Origin of the sequence: Streptococcus mitis (assembly GCF_002096815.1) — a bacterium.
In the GTDB taxonomy this organism is placed as follows: Bacteria; Bacillota; Bacilli; order Lactobacillales; family Streptococcaceae; genus Streptococcus; species Streptococcus mitis_AD.
Map to the genome: position 1 here is coordinate 1 of NZ_NCVJ01000017.1, position 19909 is coordinate 19909.

Annotated in this window: 22 protein-coding genes and 1 tRNA gene; 2 read left to right on the plus strand and 21 right to left on the minus strand. The window is 40.8% G+C overall.

Translation table 11 applies throughout. The annotated features are described in order from the left end of the window. Positions 1-19: 19 nt before the first annotated feature. Positions 20-91 (minus strand) — tRNA-Glu (locus B7696_RS01860). Between the two features lie 63 nt (positions 92-154). After that, the gene (gene rlmD, locus B7696_RS01865) at positions 155-1507 is read right to left on the minus strand and encodes a 23S rRNA (uracil(1939)-C(5))-methyltransferase RlmD (protein ID WP_084861826.1); all 1353 of its coding nucleotides are present in this window, start codon (positions 1505-1507) and stop codon (positions 155-157) included. 37 nt (positions 1508-1544) lie between these two features. Between rlmD and recX the strand changes: the two genes are divergently transcribed. Together recX and ntdP are read left to right on the plus strand one after the other, a co-directional pair. Then, complete coding sequence (gene recX / locus B7696_RS01870; protein ID WP_084861828.1) at positions 1545-2321, plus strand: recombination regulator RecX; 777 nt, start codon at positions 1545-1547, stop codon at positions 2319-2321. Between the two features lie 88 nt (positions 2322-2409). Then, on the plus strand, positions 2410-2943 hold the full coding sequence (gene ntdP, locus B7696_RS01875; protein ID WP_000775316.1) for a nucleoside tri-diphosphate phosphatase: 534 nt from the start codon (positions 2410-2412) through the stop codon (positions 2941-2943). A gap of 71 nt (positions 2944-3014) precedes the next feature. Here ntdP and B7696_RS01880 read toward each other — a convergent pair whose 3' ends face one another. The 19 genes from B7696_RS01880 to B7696_RS01975 form a co-directional block, all read right to left on the minus strand. Next, a complete protein-coding gene (locus B7696_RS01880) occupies positions 3015-3782 on the minus strand; it encodes an epoxyqueuosine reductase QueH (protein ID WP_084861830.1) in 768 nt (255 codons plus the stop codon). A 137-nt stretch (positions 3783-3919) separates the two neighbouring features. After that, positions 3920-5542: a chaperonin GroEL gene (groL, locus tag B7696_RS01885; RefSeq protein ID WP_084861832.1), complete on the minus strand. Its 1623-nt coding sequence runs from the start codon at positions 5540-5542 to the stop codon at positions 3920-3922. 15 nt (positions 5543-5557) lie between these two features. Next, positions 5558-5842 (minus strand): co-chaperone GroES, encoded by a 285-nt coding sequence (groES, locus tag B7696_RS01890; protein WP_000917335.1) that lies wholly within the window; start codon positions 5840-5842, stop codon positions 5558-5560. 156 nt (positions 5843-5998) lie between these two features. Then, complete coding sequence (locus B7696_RS01895; RefSeq protein ID WP_033679741.1) at positions 5999-6394, minus strand: single-stranded DNA-binding protein; 396 nt, start codon at positions 6392-6394, stop codon at positions 5999-6001. Positions 6395-6471: 77 nt separating this feature from the next. Next, positions 6472-7233: an SDR family NAD(P)-dependent oxidoreductase gene (locus tag B7696_RS01900; protein ID WP_084861835.1), complete on the minus strand. Its 762-nt coding sequence runs from the start codon at positions 7231-7233 to the stop codon at positions 6472-6474. A gap of 41 nt (positions 7234-7274) precedes the next feature. Next, the gene (gene ytpR, locus B7696_RS01905; protein ID WP_084861837.1) at positions 7275-7901 is read right to left on the minus strand and encodes a YtpR family tRNA-binding protein; all 627 of its coding nucleotides are present in this window, start codon (positions 7899-7901) and stop codon (positions 7275-7277) included. Between the two features lie 14 nt (positions 7902-7915). Then, entirely contained in the window at positions 7916-8233 is a 318-nt protein-coding gene (locus B7696_RS01910) for a thioredoxin family protein (RefSeq protein WP_000615777.1), read from the minus strand. Beyond that, positions 8230-8529, minus strand: a complete 300-nt coding sequence (locus B7696_RS01915) for a DUF4651 domain-containing protein (protein WP_084861839.1) — start codon at positions 8527-8529, stop codon at positions 8230-8232. The genes B7696_RS01910 and B7696_RS01915 overlap by 4 nt, the downstream gene beginning before the upstream one ends. 91 nt (positions 8530-8620) lie before the next feature. Continuing rightward, complete coding sequence (locus tag B7696_RS01920) at positions 8621-10228, minus strand: CTP synthase (RefSeq protein ID WP_084861840.1); 1608 nt, start codon at positions 10226-10228, stop codon at positions 8621-8623. A 342-nt stretch (positions 10229-10570) separates the two neighbouring features. Further along, the gene (gene rpoE / locus B7696_RS01930; protein ID WP_000418401.1) at positions 10571-11158 is read right to left on the minus strand and encodes a DNA-directed RNA polymerase subunit delta; all 588 of its coding nucleotides are present in this window, start codon (positions 11156-11158) and stop codon (positions 10571-10573) included. Positions 11159-11273: 115 nt separating this feature from the next. Next, a complete protein-coding gene (locus B7696_RS01935) occupies positions 11274-12029 on the minus strand; it encodes a protein NO VEIN domain-containing protein (protein WP_192856274.1) in 756 nt (251 codons plus the stop codon). A gap of 69 nt (positions 12030-12098) precedes the next feature. Further along, positions 12099-14750 (minus strand): valine--tRNA ligase, encoded by a 2652-nt coding sequence (locus B7696_RS01940; RefSeq protein ID WP_084861844.1) that lies wholly within the window; start codon positions 14748-14750, stop codon positions 12099-12101. Then, positions 14743-16119, minus strand: coding sequence for a beta-carotene 15,15'-monooxygenase (locus B7696_RS01945; protein WP_084862046.1), 1377 nt, complete (start codon positions 16117-16119; stop codon positions 14743-14745). The genes B7696_RS01940 and B7696_RS01945 overlap by 8 nt, the downstream gene beginning before the upstream one ends. Before the next feature lie 25 nt (positions 16120-16144). Then, complete coding sequence (locus B7696_RS01950) at positions 16145-16711, minus strand: GNAT family N-acetyltransferase (RefSeq protein WP_084861846.1); 567 nt, start codon at positions 16709-16711, stop codon at positions 16145-16147. Next, positions 16698-17276: a flavin reductase family protein gene (locus B7696_RS01955; protein WP_084861847.1), complete on the minus strand. Its 579-nt coding sequence runs from the start codon at positions 17274-17276 to the stop codon at positions 16698-16700. Before B7696_RS01955 ends, B7696_RS01950 begins: the two co-directional genes overlap by 14 nt. A 281-nt stretch (positions 17277-17557) precedes the next feature. After that, complete coding sequence (locus B7696_RS01960) at positions 17558-17953, minus strand: helix-hairpin-helix domain-containing protein (RefSeq protein ID WP_000038635.1); 396 nt, start codon at positions 17951-17953, stop codon at positions 17558-17560. Between the two features lie 95 nt (positions 17954-18048). Further along, complete coding sequence (locus tag B7696_RS01965; protein ID WP_000119707.1) at positions 18049-18303, minus strand: DUF1912 family protein; 255 nt, start codon at positions 18301-18303, stop codon at positions 18049-18051. A gap of 9 nt (positions 18304-18312) precedes the next feature. After that, positions 18313-19647 (minus strand): DUF438 domain-containing protein, encoded by a 1335-nt coding sequence (locus B7696_RS01970; RefSeq protein WP_084861849.1) that lies wholly within the window; start codon positions 19645-19647, stop codon positions 18313-18315. Continuing rightward, positions 19647-19880 carry a DUF1858 domain-containing protein gene (locus tag B7696_RS01975; RefSeq protein WP_000368739.1) on the minus strand — a complete coding sequence of 78 codons (234 nt, stop codon included), beginning with the start codon at positions 19878-19880 and terminating at the stop codon, positions 19647-19649. The genes B7696_RS01970 and B7696_RS01975 overlap by 1 nt, the downstream gene beginning before the upstream one ends. Positions 19881-19909 lie beyond the last annotated feature (29 nt).

Sequence of the window (19909 nt, forward strand, 5' to 3'; positions counted from 1 at the left end):
TGCCATCTGCAACATACCATAGTCCGTACGGGATTCGAACCCGTGTTACCGCCGTGAAAAGGCGGTGTCTTAACCCCTTGACCAACGGACCAGAGTTGCTATTTTCAACTCTTACTATTATACCGACTTTTCTAACTTTGTCAACACCTTTTTTCTATTTTTTTATTAATTTTACAACAGCTTCAGTTCGAGCTGTATGTGGGAACATGTCGACCGACTGAATATAATGAAGATCATAGACTTCTACTAACTTTACCAAATCACGAGCCAAGGTCGAAACATTACAAGAAATATAAACCATTTTTTCTGGTATATAAGTAAGAATAGTATCTAATAACTTATCATCCAGACCTGTACGTGGTGGGTCCACAATCAGAGCATCTGCTCGGTAGCCTTCCTTGTACCAACGAGGAATAATCTCCTCTGCTGTTCCAGCTTCATAATGAGTATTATCAAATTCCATTCTTTTAGCATTTCGCTTGGCATCTTCAATGGCTTCTGGAATAATATCCATACCTCTGAGGGTTTTAACTTTCTTTGCAAAGGCAAATCCAATCGTTCCAACTCCACAATAAGCGTCAATCAAATGGTCTTCTTTATCAACATCCAGCGCTTTTACCGCCTCGCTATAGAGGACTTCTGTTTGTTCAGGATTCAGCTGATAGAAAGCTCTAGGGGATAGTGAGAATTCATAGTCGAGTACACCTTCTTGAATACTCTCTTCTCCCCAGATAATCTCTGTCTTTTCACCATATATCTCACTGGTTTTAGCTGTATTTGTATTAACAGCTACTGTCACAACTTCTGGAAAATCTTTAACTAAGTCCTTTACAAGTTGGGTTAAGTTAAGCTGACGGTTTGTAACAATAATAATCTGAACCTGTCCAGTCTTTCTTGCTCGTCGGACCATAATAGTTCTAACACCTAGAACTTTTCTTTCATCGGTGATTGGAATCTGGTGATAAGTAAGCAATTCTGCTAGACGATTAGCAATCACTTGGGTTTCCTTGTCTTGTACCAGGCAGTCTTTCAACTCTACTAAATAGTGAGAGTTTTGTGCATATAAGCCCGCCTTGACCTGATTCTTAAATTTTCGAGTCTGAAATTGTAACTTAGCACGGTAGTACTTTGGTTCCTGCATTCCAATAGTTGGACGAATTTCATAGTTTTCATATCCTGCAGGGGCGAATTTTTTCAGTGCTTGGTGAAGTAGGTCCGTCTTGAACTCCAGCTGCTTATCATAATGCAGGTGCATGATTTGGCATCCTCCGCATTCATTATAAATAGTACAAGCTGGCACAACACGGAATTTAGACTTCTTATTGACCTTCAGTAATTTTGCCTCTACAAAGTTACGTTTAATGGAAGTAATCTGACAATAGATATCTTCACCTTTGAGAGCTCCAGGTACAAAGACTAAGGTTTTTTGATAAAAGCCGATTCCTTCACCATTAATTCCCATACGCTTAATTTTTAATGGTATTTTTTGTTTCACTTTCAGATTCATACCCCTATCTTATCACATTTTGAGTTATAATAGAACTATGAAAATCACAAAACTTGAAAAGAAAAAAAGACTCTATCTGATAGAGCTTGATAATGGTGACAAATGCTACATTTCTGAAGATACAATTGTTCGTTTTATGTTATCGAGAGATAAGGTGATAAGCGAAGAGGAATTGAAGGAAATTCAGGACTTTGCCCAATTTTCTTATGGTAAGAATCTAGCCCTCTACCACCTATCCTTTAAAGCACGTACTGAAAAAGAGGTCAGAGAATATCTAAAAAAATATGATATTAATGAAAAAATAGTTTCTCAAGTCATTGCTAATCTTAAAGAAGATAAGTGGATTAATGATAGCCAGTACGCTTATGCTATCATCAATGCCAATCAACTTTCAGGAGACAAGGGACCTTATATACTGACTCAGAAATTAGCACAAAAAGGAATTTCAAAATCTACTATAGAAGAAATCTTGAATGATTTTGATTTTTCGGAAGTTGCTCAACGTGTAGCTAATAAACTCTTGAAAAAATATGAAGGAAAACTTCCAGCTCGTGCCTTGCAAGATAAGATTATCCAAAACTTGACCAACAAAGGATTCTCTTACTCTGATACTAAAAGTGCCTTTGATCAGTTGGATAGTCAAGTTGACCAAGAAACGACTCAGGAACTCATCTTCAAGGAACTGGATAAGCAATATGCCAAGTATGTCCGAAAATATGAAGGATACGAACTTAAACAGCGTTTAACTCAAGTTTTAGCACGAAAAGGCTACGATTTTTCGGATATAGCAAGCGCTCTCAGAGAATATCTTTAATATTTTCATGTAAAATTCACAGATTTTAGGTAATTTTATGGTACAATAGTAAACGATAAACTTATAAATTGTAGAAAGTTGGTTAGTTATGAAGCTTCCAAAAGAAGGCGACTTTATTACAATTCAAAGTTATAAGCATGATGGGAGTCTCCACCGAACTTGGCGGGACACCATGGTACTAAAAACAACAGAAAACGCCATTATTGGTGTCAACGATCATACACTGGTTACCGAAAGTGATGGTCGTCGTTGGGTCACTCGAGAACCGGCTATTGTTTACTTTCACAAGAAATATTGGTTTAATATCATTGCCATGATTCGTGATAATGGGATTTCCTACTATTGCAATATGGCCAGCCCCTACTATCTGGACGAAGAAGCTCTGAAGTATATTGATTACGATTTGGATGTTAAAATTTTTACAGATGGGGAAAAACGTCTCTTGGACGTTGAGGAGTATGAGCGTCACAAACGCAAAATGAATTATTCTGATGATTTGGACTATATTTTAAAAGAACATGTCAAAATTCTTGTTGATTGGATTAACAATGGACGTGGTCCTTTCTCAGAAGCCTATGTAAACATTTGGTACAAGCGCTATGTAGAACTAAAGAATCGGTAAAGTTGTCAAACTGGGGTGAGAGCCCTGGTTTTTTTTATTTGAAAAACCCAGCTTTTCAGCTGGATTAATTTCTATATATCTAATTTCGTAACAGTAAATTTGATGTGGGAATAGTCTTTTTCAACATCCTTATCAAGCATGAACGCTGTGGCGTCCTTCTTAACTTGAACCAGGTCAATATTCTGAGCCTGGGCTGCATAGACGCAGCCACAATAACATTGACGATAGATATCATACTCCTCACACATCTCTACTGAACGTTTGTAGCCCTGATTTTTCTTGAAATCACTTGGAAAATAGTGGGTTGTATAAATTTTTTGCACATCGATTCCGATGCTGTTAATGGTTTGAGAATTCTTATGAGGACTAATGGTCAAGGCTGAGCCAAAATAATCAAAGCCCAGATCCATAGCCACTTGCGCTGTCTTATCCAGGCGGTAGTCAAAGCAAACCTTACAACGGTCGCCACCTTCAGGTTCTTCTTCCAAACCTCGAACCAGTTTACGATATTCATTAGGTTCATAAGGAGCTTCTAGGTATTGAACGTTATTGCCAGTTCGCTCATTGAAATCACTGACAAACTTTTTAGTCACATAGGCACGCTTATGGTATTCTGCCTTGGGATGGATATTAGAATTGGCAAAATAAATGGTCACGTCTGCATACTTAGTCAAATATTCTAGAGTATAGGTACTGCAAGGGGCACAGCAAACATGCATGAGAATGGTTGGCCGCTGCTCATTTTTCTCCCATACTTGTACCATCTTCTGCATGACACGGTCATAATTAATCTTCTGATTGGGGTTCATCTTGCTCAGAATTTCTTCTACATCGATCATGTTCTTCTCCTTTTTCTAATCTTATTTTATCATATAAGTTAGGAGAGCTCAAATCTATTTAGAAGTCAATAGCATAAAAAGGAGGGATGGGCATTCCCTCCTTTTGTGTTTTTTATAAGTTACTATCTACAGAAAACTTACATCATGCCGCCCATCATGCTTGGATCCATTGCTGGAGCTGGGGTCACTGGTTCTGGTTTATTGGCTACTACTGCTTCTGTAGTCAAAATCAAGCTGGCTACAGATGCTGCATTTTGTAGAGCTGAGCGACTCACTTTAACTGGGTCGATAATCCCTTGATCAATCATGTTGACCCATTCACCAGTTGCTGCGTTGAAACCTGTACCAAGCTCGGCATTTTTCAAACGATCGATAACGATAGAGCCTTCAAAACCTGCATTGTGGGCAATTTGACGAACAGGTTCTTCCAAGGCACGAAGAACAATATTACGTCCCGTTGCTTCGTCTCCTGTTAATTCCAAGGCAGCAACGGCTGGAATCACATTGGCAAGGGCTGTTCCACCACCTGCAACGATTCCTTCTTCAACAGCTGCACGAGTAGCATTGAGGGCATCTTCAATGCGGAGTTTCATTTCTTTTAACTCAGTTTCAGTTGCAGCTCCGACCTTAATAACCGCTACACCACCTGATAATTTCGCCAAGCGTTCTTGCAATTTTTCACGGTCAAATTCAGATGTTGTAGTTTCGATTTGAGACTTGATAACTGCAACACGGTGGGAAATCGCTTCAGGATTTCCAGCACCTTCTACGATAACAGTGCTATCTTTGTCCACAGTTACTCTCGCTGCTTGACCAAGAGCTTCAATTGTCGCATCTTTCAACTCAAGACCAAGATCTTCTGTGATAACTGTTCCGCCTGTTAAAATGGCGATATCTTCAAGCATGGCTTTGCGACGGTCGCCAAAACCAGGTGCCTTAACTGCTACTACGTTAAAGGTTCCACGAATCTTGTTCAAGACAAGAGTTGGAAGAGCTTCGCCGTCCACATCATCTGCAATAATCAAGAGTGGACGATTGCTTTGGAGAATGCTTTCCAAAAGTGGCAAGATTTCTTGGATATTTGAAATCTTCTTATCAGTAATCAAAATGTATGGATTTTCAAGGTCAGCTACCATTTTTTCGCTATCTGTTACCATATACTGTGAAAGATAACCACGGTCAAACTGCATTCCTTCCACAACTTCAAGTTCTGTTTCCATACCACGTGACTCTTCGATAGTGATGACTCCATCTTTGCCAACTTTTTCCATGGCTTCAGAGATGTATTCGCCGACTTTTTCAGAACGAGAAGATACGGCAGCAACCTGAGCGATGGCTTCTTTGTTGGCAACAGGAATAGCATTGTTTTTCAAGGCTTCAACTGCTGCGGCAACTGCTGTTTCAATCCCACGACGAATGCCGATTGGATTGGCACCTGCTGTGACGTTTTTGATGCCTTCACGGACGATTGCTTGGGTCAAAACAGTTGCAGTTGTAGTCCCATCACCTGCAATATCATTGGTTTTTGAAGCTACTTCTGATACCAATTTGGCACCCATATTTTCAAAATGGTCTTCCAATTCGATTTCTTTGGCAATAGTTACACCGTCATTGGTGATGAGTGGTGAACCGAATGATTTTTCAAGAACAACATTGCGGCCTTTTGGTCCCAAGGTTACTTTAACAGTGTCTGCAAGGATATCGACACCACGAACCATAGCTGAACGGGCATCTGATGAAAATTTAATTTCTTTTGACATACTTACTTTCTCCTTCTATTCTTCAATGATAGCCAAGATGTTAGCTTCGCCTACGATGATGTACTTTTCATCGCCATCTTTGACATCAAGACCTGCGTGAGCTTCAACTAAGACACGGTCTCCAGCTTTAACACTTGGAGCAACCAAGTCACCGTTCAAGGTACGAACACCTTGTCCAGTAGCCACTACTGTAGCTGTTTTCGTTTCTTCTTGGGCTGATTTTGCGAGGACAAAGCCTCCAACAGTTTGTTCTTTTTCTTCAATTTTCAAGACCACACGGTCTCCTAATGGTTTCAACATCTGATTTCCTCCATAATGAGATAGATATTATTAGCACTCTTTATACCTAAGTGCTAAATCATTAGTTCTATTGTATCACTTGGTCAGAAATAGTCAAGAAAAAAGTCTGACTTTCTCAAGATAAAAAGCCTGAGATCAACTCAGACTTTTCAATATTTAAAATGGCAATTCTTCCTCTTCCAAGACCAAATCTGCCAAATCCTGCCCTGCGTTATTTTCACGCATGGCACGTTGGGCACGACTTTCCAAGAGTTGGAATCCAGTAACAAGTACTTCGGTCACATAATTCATTTGACCATTTTTCTCAAAGCGACGAGTACGCAATTCCCCATCAACGGAAATGAGACTACCTTTAGTTGCGTAGCTTGCCAAAGTTTCTGCTAGTCTACCCCATAGGACCATATTGACAAAATCAGCTTCACGTTCGCCATTTTGGTCTTTGTAACGACGATTCACAGCGATAGTTGCTCGCGCTACTGACTTGTCATTGTTGGTTTTGTGCAATTCTGGTGCTGCAACGATTCTTCCAATAAGAATAACTTTATTATACATATTTTCTTCCTCCTACTTATCTATTCGTAGAAAATCAAAAAAAGTTACAGAAATTTGTAACTTTTCGAGAAAATTTTTTATTTTTTATGAACCATGAAACCTGTCGCCTGTTGATTAGCCATAATGGTCATATCTGTAATTTGCACACGGCGAGGTTGACTGGTCACATAAACCACTGTGTCTGCAATATCCTGAGCTTGCAAAGCTTCTATTCCTTGGTAAACGGACGCAGCCCGCTCTTTATCACCGTGAAAACGTACCGTCGAAAAATCTGTTTCGACAATTCCAGGCTGAATAGTCGTCACCTTGATGTCCGTTGCGATGGTATCGATTCGCAGTCCATCTGAAAAAGTCTTAACTGCCGCCTTGGTGGCTGAATAGACAGCTGCACCTGCATAGGCATAGATTCCTGCGGTTGATCCCATATTGATAATATGACCCTGATTGGCTTTTACCATTGCTGGCAAGAAACAGCGAGTAACTGCCATCAAACCTTTGACATTGGTATCCAACATGGTCAGCATATCCAACTCTTCATAGTCCTGATAGGGAGCCAAGCCAAGAGCCAGACCTGCGTTATTAACCAAAATGTCAACCTGACCTATCGTTTCTAAAATATCTGAGCAGACAGTCTTGACCATGGTCATATTCGTCACATCCAGTGGAAAAGTCCAAACTGTTTGATTTGGGAAGGTCTCTGCAAACTCCGACTTTAGGGTTTCTAATCGGTCTATCCGTCGTCCTGTTATAACAACATTCTCCCCCTGCTCCAGATAAGCACGCGCAATCGCTTCACCAATACCTGATGTCGCTCCTGTAATCACAACATTTTTTGCCATCTTATTTCCTTCTATCTGGTCTATCAGATACTGACAACTTCCTAGGCAGTCCAGTGTTTATCTGGGGCAAATGGAGTTCCGACAACTTGGTCTTCTGATAATTCAATAACCCCACGTTTTTGCGGAGCATTTGGCAAGGCAAGTTCACGAGGGCTGCACATCATGCCAAAACTCTTTTCACCACGAAGCTTACCTGGGAAAATGAGATTCCCTTTTGGCATCATAGCTCCAGGAAGAGCTACAATTGTTTTCAAACCAACACGCGCATTGGGAGCCCCTGCAACGATTTGCACTGTCTTGTCATTTGCGACTGCAACTTGGCAGATGTTAAGGTGGTCACTATCTGGATGGGCTACCATCTCGACAATTTCACCGACGACGAACTTAGGTTCCTTGTCATTGATAATTTCTTCTGCAAAGCCTTCCGCCTGCAACTCTTGGTTCAAACGAGCGACTTGCTCATCTGATAAAAAGACTTGACCGCGCTCTGCAATTTCAAACAAACTTGAAACTTCAAAAATATTCCAAGCCACTGTTTCCCCATTATCTTTGAGAAAAACACGGGCTACTTTGCCTTTGCGCTCCACATCCAGTTTGGAAGCTCCACTGTTTTTCACGATGACCATAAGGACATCACCGACATGTTCTTTGTTATATGTAAAAATCATTGTTTCCTTTTCTCCTATTTCAGTCCTGCTAAAAAGTCGTTAATTTGTTGTTTGCTTTTACGGTCTCGATTAACAAAACGGCCAATTTCCTTGTCCTTTTCTAGAACAACAAGGCTAGGAATTCCGTAAACATCCCAGAGTTTAGCCAAATCCATATACTGGTCTCTATCCACACGAATAAAGGTGAACTCTGGATTGGTCTCCTCAATTTCTGGCAAGGCAGGATAGATATAACGACAATCGCCACACCAGTCCGCCACAAAAAGAAAGACCTTCTTGCCATCTTTTTCCACTAAAGATGCCAATTCTTCTAAACTTGCTGGTTGTATCATAAGACTTCCTCCTCATAGACTAGATCTTCGTTTTCATAGACAAAGGTATAATGACGGCCATCCTCAAAAATGACGCCACCAACCAAGCTCTCTAGACTGCTTTCATAAACTTGAACATAGAGGGTCGCAATTTCCCCCATGTCTGAAAAATGGTCTCGCACAATCGCTGTCAACTCTTCCTGAGTCTTCATGAGCTTGCGGTCATCTGCAACTTTTTTCGTAACAAGGGCAAGACTTCCAATACCTAGCAGAGCCAAGCCTGCCATCCACATTTTTTTAGCTTTCATACCATTCATTTTAACACAAAAAAGGCTTTAGGACAAATGAGGAAGCAGCAGAAAAGCAAGTAAAAAGCCTCTGAGATTCTTCTCAAAGGTTCTGATTTTGCTAATTACTGTTCTCAACTGCTGCAGTGACAAAGGCAGTGTAGAGTTCTTCTGGACGATTTGGACGGCTTGATAGTTCAGGGTGATACTGACAAGCTACAAAGAATTTATTTTCTGGAATTTCCACGATTTCTACCAAACGATTGTCTGGAGAAACACCTGAGAAGACAAAACCTGCTGCCTCAAACTGCTCACGGAAAGCGTTGTTAAACTCATAACGGTGACGGTGACGGCGTTGCACCACTTCTTGATTGTGATAAGCAGCTGCTGCCTTAGAGCCACGTTTCAACTTAGATGGATAAAGCCCCAAACGAAGGGTTCCACCCATATCCTCAACATCAATCTGATCACGCATGATATCAATGATAGGATATTTTGTTTCTGGTGCAAGCTCTGCAGAATTGGCACCTTCAAGACCCAAAACGTGACGAGCAAACTCGATACAAGTCAACTGCATTCCCAAGCAGACTCCCAACATTGGAACATCATTCTCACGCGCATAGCGGATAGCTTGTATTTTCCCTTCAGTACCACGCTGGCCAAAACCACCTGGTACGATGATTCCGTCCGAATCAGACAAAAGCTCTGCCACATTCTCTGCTGTCACATCATTGGCATTGATCCAATTGATTTTCACTTCTGCGTCGTTGGCATAACCAGAGTGTTTCAAGGCTTCGACCACAGAAATGTAGGCATCTTGCAACTCCACATACTTACCGACAAGGGAAATCTTAACTTGTTTCTTGAGGTTCATGACCTTGTCTACCATGGCTGACCATTCTGCCATATCTGCTACTGGTGCGTCTAATTTCAGGTGGTCACAGACAATTTGATCCATACCTTGTGCCTGCAAGTTCAATGGAATTTGGTAAAGATGTTCAACATCTAAAGACTCGATAACGGCTTCTGGTGCCACATCACAGAACTGTGCCAGTTTGTTTTTAATTCCTTGACCAGCTGGCTCTTCTGTACGAATAACCAACATATTTGGTTGGATTCCCAAGCCACGCAATTCTTTTACAGAGTGTTGAGTTGGTTTGGTTTTCATTTCACCAGCAGCCTTGAGGTATGGAAGCAAGGTTGTATGGATGTACATAACATTATCCGCACCCACATCTGCCTTCATCTGACGAAGGGCCTCTAGGAATGGCAAGGACTCGATGTCCCCAACTGTTCCACCAACTTCTGTGATAATGACATCCGAGTCGGTCGTTACAGCGGCACGCTTGATTTTTTCTTTCAAAGCATCTGTGATATGAGGAATAACCTGAACAGTTGCCCCAAGGTATTCTCCACGGCGTTCCTTACGAAGAACTTCACTGTAAATTTTACCAGTTGTCACGTTGGAATATTTATTAAGATTGATATCGATGAAACGTTCATAGTGACCCAAGTCCAAATCTGTCTCAGCTCCGTCATCTGTCACAAAAACTTCCCCGTGCTGGTAAGGACTCATAGTTCCCGGATCAATATTGATATAAGGGTCAAACTTTTGAATGGTTACTTTGAGACCACGATTTTTCAAGAGACGGCCCAGACTCGCTGCTACAATCCCTTTCCCAATAGACGATACCACACCACCAGTTACAAAAATATATTTCGTAGACATAGATTCCTCTTTCTAAAATGCTCAAGGTCTTGCTAACTACGAGGGGACATAGAAAACAAGACCCTATTAATAAGAATAATCTGGGATGACTGCACCAGATTCACAACAAATACTCTTCGAAAATCAAATTCAAACCACGTCAGCTGCGCCTTACCGTACTCAAGTACAGCTTGCGGCTAGCTTCCTAGTTTGCTTTTTGATTTTCATTGAGTATAAAATACAAGAATATAACTTCTTGAAAAAACAAAAATAGCTCCCTAAGAACTAGGGAGCCCCGACCTCTAAAAGAGGTGCCCGAACAATATGATACCTAAAAATAGGATAATTGTCAATAGCTAACTTTTACTCCTCGATGTTTTCAGCATCATCATCTGAAAACTCGTCGTCATCTTCGTTGAGATCCACGTCTTCACCCAAGTCATCAGGGGCGATTTCGTTGATTTCTGCATCGTAAGCTTCCACTTCATTTTTCTCATCATCTGGATTTTCATCATCGTATGAAAGAGCTGGATCTGCTTCGTATGCATCTTCATCCTCTGGATCATCCGCATTGTAGTCAATGGCATCTGAATCGCCGTCCATGAAGGCATTGACACGTTTTTTCTTAGCTTTTGGTGCTACTTCATCGTCGTCATTTTCTTCAAGAGCGATGATTTCTTCGTCAATTTCGTCCACACCATACCATGAACGAAGCCCCCATTTGTTGTCTCCAAGTGAGATGAAGCTACCGTCAAAGTTCAACTCTGTGTAGAACAAAGGCAAGGCTTCACGGATATCGCTGTTTGATGTTCCAAGGTAGTTTTGAATTTCGTTTACAAGATCGCTAAAATGCATCTCATGATCGCGACCACGAAGTTCCAAGATAGCACGCGCTACCTCAATCATAGATAGTTCACTTTTTTCTTGCCCAGCAAATACTTCTAATTCCAAAGCGTTTCTCCTCATTTATACTACTATCGCCAGAGCGAACAGACTCTGACCTCATTTTATCATTTACTCTTTATTTTACGATAATTTTGCGGAATAGTCAAAGGTTAAGGGGGAACTAATACAAATCTTCTAAGCTTCTATATTCAATGATTTCATTTTTGATAATATTCTTTTTAAACTCAAAATGTTTTAAAGGATTATCGATTAACACTAACTTTGGAATATCATCTAAATTGGTAACCAGAGATAAAATAAAATCTGATTGAAATTCTTTTGCTTTTTCAAATTCGTTGGCAGTCAAACGGATACGACCCTTAGGTTTTCGAATCCCTTTAACTTCTGCAATGTAGGAATGCTCATGAACATCTACTTGGAAATCATATCCATCACCATAAAGACGGGCATCAGTTAGCTGTCCACCTTGAAATTTTTCTTCTTTATCAAAATGAAGGATAAAATAATTCTCTGCCTCCATCCCCGTTTCCTGCAGACGTTTGAATTTAGTTCGAATAATTGGTTTTTCAATTGTAGTAATGCCTGTTTGTTTTCCTTCACTAGCAAGTAACATTTTAACGATTTCAGCATAACTATGAACATCTTCATTTCCAAACATCATATCAATTAAATCTTTTCGAAAACGGTAGACTTCAGCTTTTTGCCACCAACCTTTTCGACTATTGTCAAAATAAGGATCAAATAAATCCATTCTATTTTTTACAACTCCAGTTGTTTCAGCAACTCCCAGAGAAACCACATAACGATAAAACTCCGACTTGCTAGAGCATTGAAATTCTTTTATAAAAAGCTTGTCAAACTTGGCAAGACCGTAACCAATTAGATTTAACAATTCATAATGCGGGTGTTTAGACATCACTTTCTCCATCAATAGATATTTATTTCATTATACCAAAAAACACGGTTCATCACCGTGTTTCTATGTTTATTTAACGAGCTTCTTCATCTCATCAATACGTGCGACGGTCGCATCATATTTGGCTTGGTAGTCGGCTTGTTTGTCGCGTTCTTTTTGGACGACTTCTGGTTTGGCATTGGCTACGAAGCGTTCGTTAGAGAGCTTCTTACCAACCATGTCCAATTCTTTTTGCCATTTAGCTAGTTCCTTGTCGAGACGCGCCAATTCTTCTTCGACATTGAGGAGGTCTGCCAGTGGCAAGTAGATTTCTGCTCCTGTGATGACGCTTGACATAGCGAGTTCAGGTGCAGGGATGGTTGATGCGATTTCCAAGTGTTCTGGATTTGTGAAGCGTTTGATGTAGTTGACATTGCTGTTAAAGAAGGTTTCCAAGTCGCTATCGCTTGTTTTAACAAGGATAGTGATAGGTTTGCTTGGTGCTACGTTTACTTCCGCACGCGCATTACGAACAGCACGAATCAAGTCTTTGAGACTTTCGACACCTGTGTGGGCCGCAAGGTCTTCAAAGGCTGGATTAACAGTTGGGTATTCTGCTGTGACGATTGAGCCTTCTGAGATTTGTCCAAAGATTTCCTCTGTCACAAATGGCATGATTGGGTGGAGGAGACGAAGGATCTTGTCCAAAGTGTAAAGGAGAACAGAACGTGTGATGACTTTCTCTTCTTCGTTGTCGCTATAAAGGACTTCCTTAGTCAACTCAACGTACCAGTCCGCAAACTCATCCCAGATGAAGTTGTAGAGGATGTGTCCAGCGACACCAAACTCAAACTTGTCAAAGTTTTCAGTAACCTTGCCAATCGTTTCATTGAGGTTATGGAGAATCCAGCGGTCTGTGACATTTCCAGCTTCCTTGTTAACAACTTTTTCCACATTGGCAGTTGCTTTCTCAAGAGTCAAGCCTTCATTGTTCATGAGGATGTAGCGAGAGATATTCCAGATCTTGTTAATGAAGTTCCATGAAGCATCCATTTTCTCGTAAGAGAAGCGCACGTCTTGACCTGGTGCAGAACCGTTTGAAAGGAACCAACGAAGGCTATCTGTTCCGTACTTATCAATAACATCCATTGGATCAATCCCGTTACCGAGAGATTTCGACATCTTGCGTCCTTGCTCGTCACGAATGAGACCGTGGATAAGGACATTTTGGAATGGCTGACGACCAGTGAATTCCAATGATTGGAAGATCATACGAGACACCCAGAAGAAGATAATGTCGTAACCTGTTACCAAGGTTGAAGTTGGGAAGTAGCGTTTGAAGTCTTCTGAATCGACATCAGGCCAGCCCATAGTTGAGAATGGCCAAAGGGCAGAACTGAACCAAGTATCCAAGACGTCTTCGTCCTGAGTCCATCCGTCGCCTTCTGGAGCTTCTTCACCGACATACATTTCACCTTCTGCATTGTACCAAGCAGGGATTTGGTGACCCCACCAAAGCTGACGAGAGATTACCCAGTCGTGGACATTTTCCATCCATTGAAGGAAGGTATCGTTGAAACGAGGTGGGTAAAATTCGACCTTGTCATCTGTGTCTTGGTTGGCAATAGCATTTTTAGCCAATTGGTCCATCTTGACGAACCACTGCGTAGACAAGCGTGGCTCAACCACAACACCAGTCCGCTCTGAGTGACCAACACTGTGGACACGTTTTTCGATTTTAACAAGGGCACCGATTTCTTCCAACTTAGCAACGACTGCTTTACGAGCTTCAAAACGGTCCATGCCTACAAATTCAAAGGCAAGCTCATTCATAGTTCCGTCGTCGTTCATGACGTTAACTTGCGGCAAGTTATGGCGTTGACCAACCAAGAAGTCGTTTGGATCATGGGCAGGTGTGATTTTAACAACACCGGTACCAAACTCAGGATCTGCGTGCTCATCTCCAACGATTGGGATGAGTTTATTAGCGATTGGAAGGATGACGTTTTTGCCAATCAAGTCCTTGTAGCGTGGGTCTTCTGGATTAACCGCAACCGCAACGTCCCCAAACATAGTTTCAGGACGAGTTGTCGCAACTTCAAGGGCGCGTGATCCGTCTTCTAGCATGTAGTTCATGTGGTAGAAGGCACCTTCGACATCCTTGTGGATAACTTCAATATCAGAAAGGGCTGTGCGAGCAGCTGGGTCCCAGTTGATGATAAACTCACCACGGTAGATCCAGCCTTTCTTATAAAGGTCCACAAAGACCTTACGAACGGCTTTTGACAAGCCTTCGTCAAGAGTGAAACGCTCGCGAGAGTAGTCTACAGAGAGCCCCATCTTGCCCCATTGTTCCTTGATAGTAGTGGCATATTCGTCTTTCCATTCCCAGACCTTGTCGAGGAATTTTTCACGACCTAGGTCATAACGCGTAATACCCTCACCACGTAAGCGCTCCTCAACCTTAGCTTGAGTGGCAATACCAGCGTGGTCCATACCAGGAAGCCAAAGCGTATCAAAACCTTGCATGCGTTTTTGACGGATGATGATATCTTGCAAAGTCGTATCCCAAGCGTGACCAAGGTGAAGTTTACCAGTTACGTTTGGTGGTGGAATCACGATAGAATAAGGCTTAGCCTTTTGATCTCCTGAAGGCTTGAAAACATCTGCATCAAGCCATTTTTGGTAACGACCAGCCTCAACCTCGGCTGGATTGTACTTAGGTGAAAGTTCTTTAGACATTATTTTTTCTCCTTTTATTTTTTTCAAATTTATAATATCTTTTTGATGGATCTAAATAGAAATATTTTAACAACCAAATCATGCCCCTTCCAATAATTAATGATAATATGAAACAAAAGAAAACAATTATAGTTGAGGCAATAAATTCAGATGTCCAATCAGCTGACGAATTTATTAGCTTGGCCAACTCTACTTTAATCTTCCATCCCCATATAATTTCAATTAACTTTGGAATAATACTCAACATTAATAAAGTAAGAAAACAATATATTTGAACTCGATAGAGGTGTCTATCCATTTTATCAGTTCTTATTGGTTTTTTCTTATATTTATTTGTATCAAACTGAGAATTTATTTCCCCTATTAGATTTGGAATTAGTATTGGTAAAAACCAGCTTAGAGCATTGATTAATTCGTTTTCAACTTGATTAAATACTGTCAACAATAATATACTCATTGTTGCAGTTAGCCATGAAGCAATCACTTCTTTTATATCTTTTGCACCATATCCAATCATATTATAAATTTGCCACCAAAAGAATGAATAAAGTACTATATATAAAATGAATGTAAGAATGTCAATTACTAAAACAGTCTCAGAATTCATAGCTTTAGAAAAAAAGTAATAAAGATAGATATAATACCACAAAAACGAAGTAATAAACATCGTGGCATATACATTCCATAGTGTCCTTCCCTTAGGAACATCTACTTTATTAACTTTTTTAAATATCTTAATTGATACTATACTTTTTATGGTAGATAATATAGATGGTAGTATTAATATTATTAAAATACTGAACCAGTTGTTTATTTGATTTTCACTTATACCATAATTAGTTAAGAAATACTGAGATACGTTAATCAAAATTGATTCAACTAAATTCAGATTTTGTAAAAAGTAAATCAATATTCCGCAGAATATTCCATCAAAAACATTTATAAAAGCCAAGGATTCAGTACTTTTAGTAAGAAAGTCTCTAAACTTATTAAATCGATTTATATATTTAAGTGCATATATCAGTATCAATGCAAACTGGAAAATTATAACTAATTTTAAATCGATTAGGAAGAATATAATCAAAGTTGAGATAGAAATACACCAATAAGTAAGAATAGCAATTTCAGAGAGCCTTCTTTTAGAGAATAATTTAAGATAAAAACATATCAAAAACAAAAAAGTTATTATCTCCAGAATAGAAAATGCAATATCCCTGCTAAAAAATAAGCTTAATAAAAATGCGGGAAGTGTTAATCCTAAAATAGATACAAGGGACAGTATAGGAAAAAAAGCAAGCGAATTCAAACATATTTTCCAAACTTGAACAAAAAACTTCCTTACTCTATCATCGGTCTCAAGAAAACACATTAATTTCAAAAATGACCTCCCTCATCTAACAGTTTAAACTCTCCCACTCACTCTTCAACAAGCCGTATCTCAAATCATCACAGCGATTCCCTCGGGCATCTTTACGGTCTCTTATGCGAGCTTCGAGGGTAAATCCAAGTTTTTCTGCGACTCGTTGACTTTGGAGATTGTGACCAAAGCAGACCAATTCAATCTTGTGAAGACCCAATTCTTTAAAGCCTAGGTCAGTCAAGGCTAGTGCTGCTTCTGGTACATAGCCACGGCCCCAGTAGTCTGGGTGCAAGGTATAGCCAAGCTCTAGCACATCATCCGCATAGCGGTGGTTGAAGTCAACAGAACCAATGACTTTATCGGTTCCTTTGACAACAATCCCATAGCCAGCTGGGAGATTTTCCTTTTGATTGCGCTCTGGAAGAATGTGCTTCAGATAATAAATCTCATCTTCCAAGGTCTTGACGGGCGGAAAACCTGCTGGATAGGAGACCTCTGGCAAACTAGCATAGTCAAAGATATCCTCAGCATCCGCCACGGTGCGGACTCGTAAAACGAGACGTTCTGTTTCGATTTTATCTGGCAACTCAGCTCTTGTCATCTTTCTTCCTCGCTTTCTTGATAAAGCTTCCCATGGGACTGACTCGGTCATCTAGATAACGATAAACGCGCTGGTGCCCGTCTCCCATAAAGTAAGTCGGCGCAAAACTGTCATTTTTAAAATGTCCCTTATCATCCAAAAGTTCAGGATTAGCCAGTCGGTCAAGAATCTTAGCAAAGATATGACAAATACCGTCTTCCTCAATAATCCGATCTACCTGACAGTCCAATACGACTGGACAGGCCTCTAAAATCGGAGACTGAGTCTGTTCAGAAATCTCGTAGTCTAGTCCCTGGTGTTTCAGTTTCTCCCGATGACTGATAAATCCGGCCTGCTCCATCTCGAGCATGAGATTTTCATCAGGAATATTTACGGTGAACTTCTGATAGTACTTAATCTGGTCAGCCGCATTTTCCTCAGCGCCAACACTGATGACTAGCCAATCTCCCAAACTATAAGAGGAGCTGCAAGTCGTTATATTGTGTCCAAAATTCTGGTCCTGATACCCCAAAATGAAGATAGGAAAACCATAATATAGTTTACTTGTGTTAAAAGATTGCTTCATAACAACCTCCTTTGACCAAGATACAAAAGAAAAGCCCTGCCATCTACATGACAGGGACGAATGTGTTTATCCGCGGTACCACCCAATTTCGGGCAACGCCCGCAACTCTTGTCTTTAAAATAAAAAGACAGTAATATTTCATTTTTCATCCATCAGCAACCAGTTTTGACACATTTGTGGACTTCTCAGCACCGCCACTTTCTGTAAAATGTGGGATTCAAAACACCTCTGATGGCTTTATTGTAGCAAGTTTTTCCTGGAATTGCAAGGGACAAGAAAGATTACTTGAACTTGATGCCATTTTCCTTCAATTTCTTGATGGTAGCTGGGCCGATTCCTTTCAAGGCAAGGAGTTCTTTTTCAGTCCAATTTTTAAAATCTGACGCAGACTTGATTCCTTCATCATAGAAAGTTTTGGCACGGTCAAGTGGAAGTCCACCCAAGTTTGCTGCAAAATCTTCTACAGAATTGGCTACTTTTTGCGCTTGCTCTTTGGTAGCTTCTACTGCTTGTTCAACTTTTTTAGAAACAGCCTTACCAGCTTGGCTTGCTGACTGTTCTGCACGCTTCACGACTTTTTTTGTCTCTTCTACAACCTTCGTCACAGTACTTGAAAAAGCACCTGCACGACGGAGGCTATTTCGTAATTGTTTTTTACGATTGAGTTTCTTTGACATGATAAAATCCTTTCAATAAAAAACCCCTGCTCTGACAAGGATTTAATATAAATATTCTATCAAGATTTTAGTAAAAAATCAAGAATCTATCTCGTTTAATAATTTCGCTCACCAAACAAGCCTTCTGGTAAATCATGGAATCCCTTACCTGCCTTGAAATTTTCAAACTTACCAAGCAAAAACTGATACGCATCCAAGCGACTTTCGTAGCGAATCATGGCATCTTTGGCACGTTCGTCTTGGTCTTCTTCGTAGACTTTTTGGCTTTCCTTATGCGCCATGTCGTTGATCATGATTTGGGTATTGACCCAAGCTTCAAATTCCTTCATAAATTCTTGTTCGTAACTCATTTTTTCTCCTTATTCTAATCCACGGAAATAGTCCGTATCAATCTCACGGTAGGGTTGAATATCCTGAACATACTCCAGCACCCCTTGGAATTCTCTCTCTTCATCGTGCACTGCTGCGTAGGTGATATGGACAAATTTACCTCGCGACTCAGACTTAAACCACATTTCATACTTATCCTTAGTACCCTCACGAAGTCCCTTCATGATAGTTTTGACCTTGTCCAAGTACTTAGGCGGATGGCAAAGTTCAACATTGCGCCCAACTTGTGAAGGGGTCCGTTTGAAAATCATCTCATCAGCTGGCGTATTGTCATTGTAATACTGGAAAATATCGTCTTTATTGACAAAAGTAATCTCCATAGGGAGGTGATTGAGGATGAGATTAGCCTGCTCGACCGAGAGATAGCCATTGCCAAAAGCCTGTTGACTATGGCGGTCCAACACTGCTTCCTTTTCCTTAGGGGTAAAGGTAATGGTAAACTGGCCTTCTGGCGTATCGATAACCTGCTGAACTTGTCCCTCTGCCGTATCTAGCTGAATAGGCTCCTCTGCAATCTTTTCCTCAACGAAACTTTGTCGTTCTGGTACCCATTTCTCAGACGGACGGATGATAGCATAGCCATAGGCATCGCTCTCCTCTGCAATCTGAAGCCAGTCATCCTGAGTAAAGGACTCAAGGAGAATCATGAGAAGGATGGACTCTTCCTTGAAAATCATACTTTCAAACTCTGTCGCAAAGGCTTCAAAAGTTTCTTTTACAGTGGAAATCGGCACTTCAGGTAGTGACTTGGCTGTCGCTAAAGCTGTTTGAAAGAGTTCCCTAATCTGGTCATCCACTCCCCACATAACTTTAGGAGGTGAGTCGTGTCCATAGCGCTCCATGATAGGAAAGAAGAGTTCTTCCTTACGTTGGTAGTGGATATCAAATTGCCCCAAAAGTCCCATCTGACGCACCAAACCCTTACGCATCTCCGCAAGCATTTCTTCATCTTCCATAGACTCATAGGTATCTAACAATCTACGAATGCGAATTAAAGCTGCACGGAGAGCCAGATTTTCTTCTTTGAAAATCCGAACTGGGTGGCCTGGATGCTCAGTATCCTCTACTTCGACACCTTTGATAGCATTTTTAAAAAGATTGGCATGGACATCACAGAGTTCCATGACATCTTCAAAGGTGACACCTGAGTCTGAGTTCATCAGCTCGTGCTCCATGAGGGAAATCTCGATGGCTGAAACACCTGTAAAGGTAGCATCAAAACGCTCCTGAACCGACTCAGGAGAGGCGCCATTATGCAATTCTAACAAAATATCCCGCAGGACATGAATTCGTTCATCTGCCATTAGTCTAATCCAATCACTTCGTAGCCGTTTGCTTCCAGCGTGCGGACAATCTTGTCCATAGGAGTTCCTTCAAGCTTAGAACCCTGCTTAAGCGATACCTTGCGACCGACTGTGTTGCGCATCAAGGGATTAGCAAGGGGTTTAAAACCAAGCTCCACTAGAATTTCCAAGACTTCTGGATGCTTGTCCACCACTTCTGCAACGGGAATTGACACATCGATGATATTGTCCATGACGACCTCCACTGAATATTCTAAAATGA

Coding starts and splice junctions, on each gene's coding strand:
- B7696_RS01945 (WP_084862046.1), bottom strand. CDS start 16,119: ATGTGTTTTCTTGAGACCGATGATAGAGTAAGGAAGTTTTTTGTTCAA.
- groES (WP_000917335.1), bottom strand. CDS start 5,842: ATGTTGAAACCATTAGGAGACCGTGTGGTCTTGAAAATTGAAGAAAAA.
- B7696_RS01965 (WP_000119707.1), bottom strand. CDS start 18,303: ATGAGTTACGAACAAGAATTTATGAAGGAATTTGAAGCTTGGGTCAAT.
- B7696_RS01920 (WP_084861840.1), bottom strand. CDS start 10,228: ATGTCTACGAAATATATTTTTGTAACTGGTGGTGTGGTATCGTCTATT.
- B7696_RS01895 (WP_033679741.1), bottom strand. CDS start 6,394: ATGTATAATAAAGTTATTCTTATTGGAAGAATCGTTGCAGCACCAGAA.
- B7696_RS01880 (WP_084861830.1), bottom strand. CDS start 3,782: ATGATCGATGTAGAAGAAATTCTGAGCAAGATGAACCCCAATCAGAAG.
- B7696_RS01940 (WP_084861844.1), bottom strand. CDS start 14,750: ATGTCTAAAGAACTTTCACCTAAGTACAATCCAGCCGAGGTTGAGGCT.
- B7696_RS01950 (WP_084861846.1), bottom strand. CDS start 16,711: ATGACAAGAGCTGAGTTGCCAGATAAAATCGAAACAGAACGTCTCGTT.
- recX (WP_084861828.1), top strand. CDS start 1,545: ATGAAAATCACAAAACTTGAAAAGAAAAAAAGACTCTATCTGATAGAG.
- ntdP (WP_000775316.1), top strand. CDS start 2,410: ATGAAGCTTCCAAAAGAAGGCGACTTTATTACAATTCAAAGTTATAAG.
- B7696_RS01935 (WP_192856274.1), bottom strand. CDS start 12,029: ATGTCTAAACACCCGCATTATGAATTGTTAAATCTAATTGGTTACGGT.
- rlmD (WP_084861826.1), bottom strand. CDS start 1,507: ATGAATCTGAAAGTGAAACAAAAAATACCATTAAAAATTAAGCGTATG.
- ytpR (WP_084861837.1), bottom strand. CDS start 7,901: ATGATTTTTACATATAACAAAGAACATGTCGGTGATGTCCTTATGGTC.
- B7696_RS01900 (WP_084861835.1), bottom strand. CDS start 7,233: ATGGCAAAAAATGTTGTGATTACAGGAGCGACATCAGGTATTGGTGAA.
- B7696_RS01975 (WP_000368739.1), bottom strand. CDS start 19,880: ATGGACAATATCATCGATGTGTCAATTCCCGTTGCAGAAGTGGTGGAC.
- B7696_RS01960 (WP_000038635.1), bottom strand. CDS start 17,953: ATGTCAAAGAAACTCAATCGTAAAAAACAATTACGAAATAGCCTCCGT.
- B7696_RS01910 (WP_000615777.1), bottom strand. CDS start 8,233: ATGATACAACCAGCAAGTTTAGAAGAATTGGCATCTTTAGTGGAAAAA.
- B7696_RS01970 (WP_084861849.1), bottom strand. CDS start 19,647: ATGGCAGATGAACGAATTCATGTCCTGCGGGATATTTTGTTAGAATTG.
- groL (WP_084861832.1), bottom strand. CDS start 5,542: ATGTCAAAAGAAATTAAATTTTCATCAGATGCCCGTTCAGCTATGGTT.
- B7696_RS01915 (WP_084861839.1), bottom strand. CDS start 8,529: ATGAATGGTATGAAAGCTAAAAAAATGTGGATGGCAGGCTTGGCTCTG.
- B7696_RS01955 (WP_084861847.1), bottom strand. CDS start 17,276: ATGAAGCAATCTTTTAACACAAGTAAACTATATTATGGTTTTCCTATC.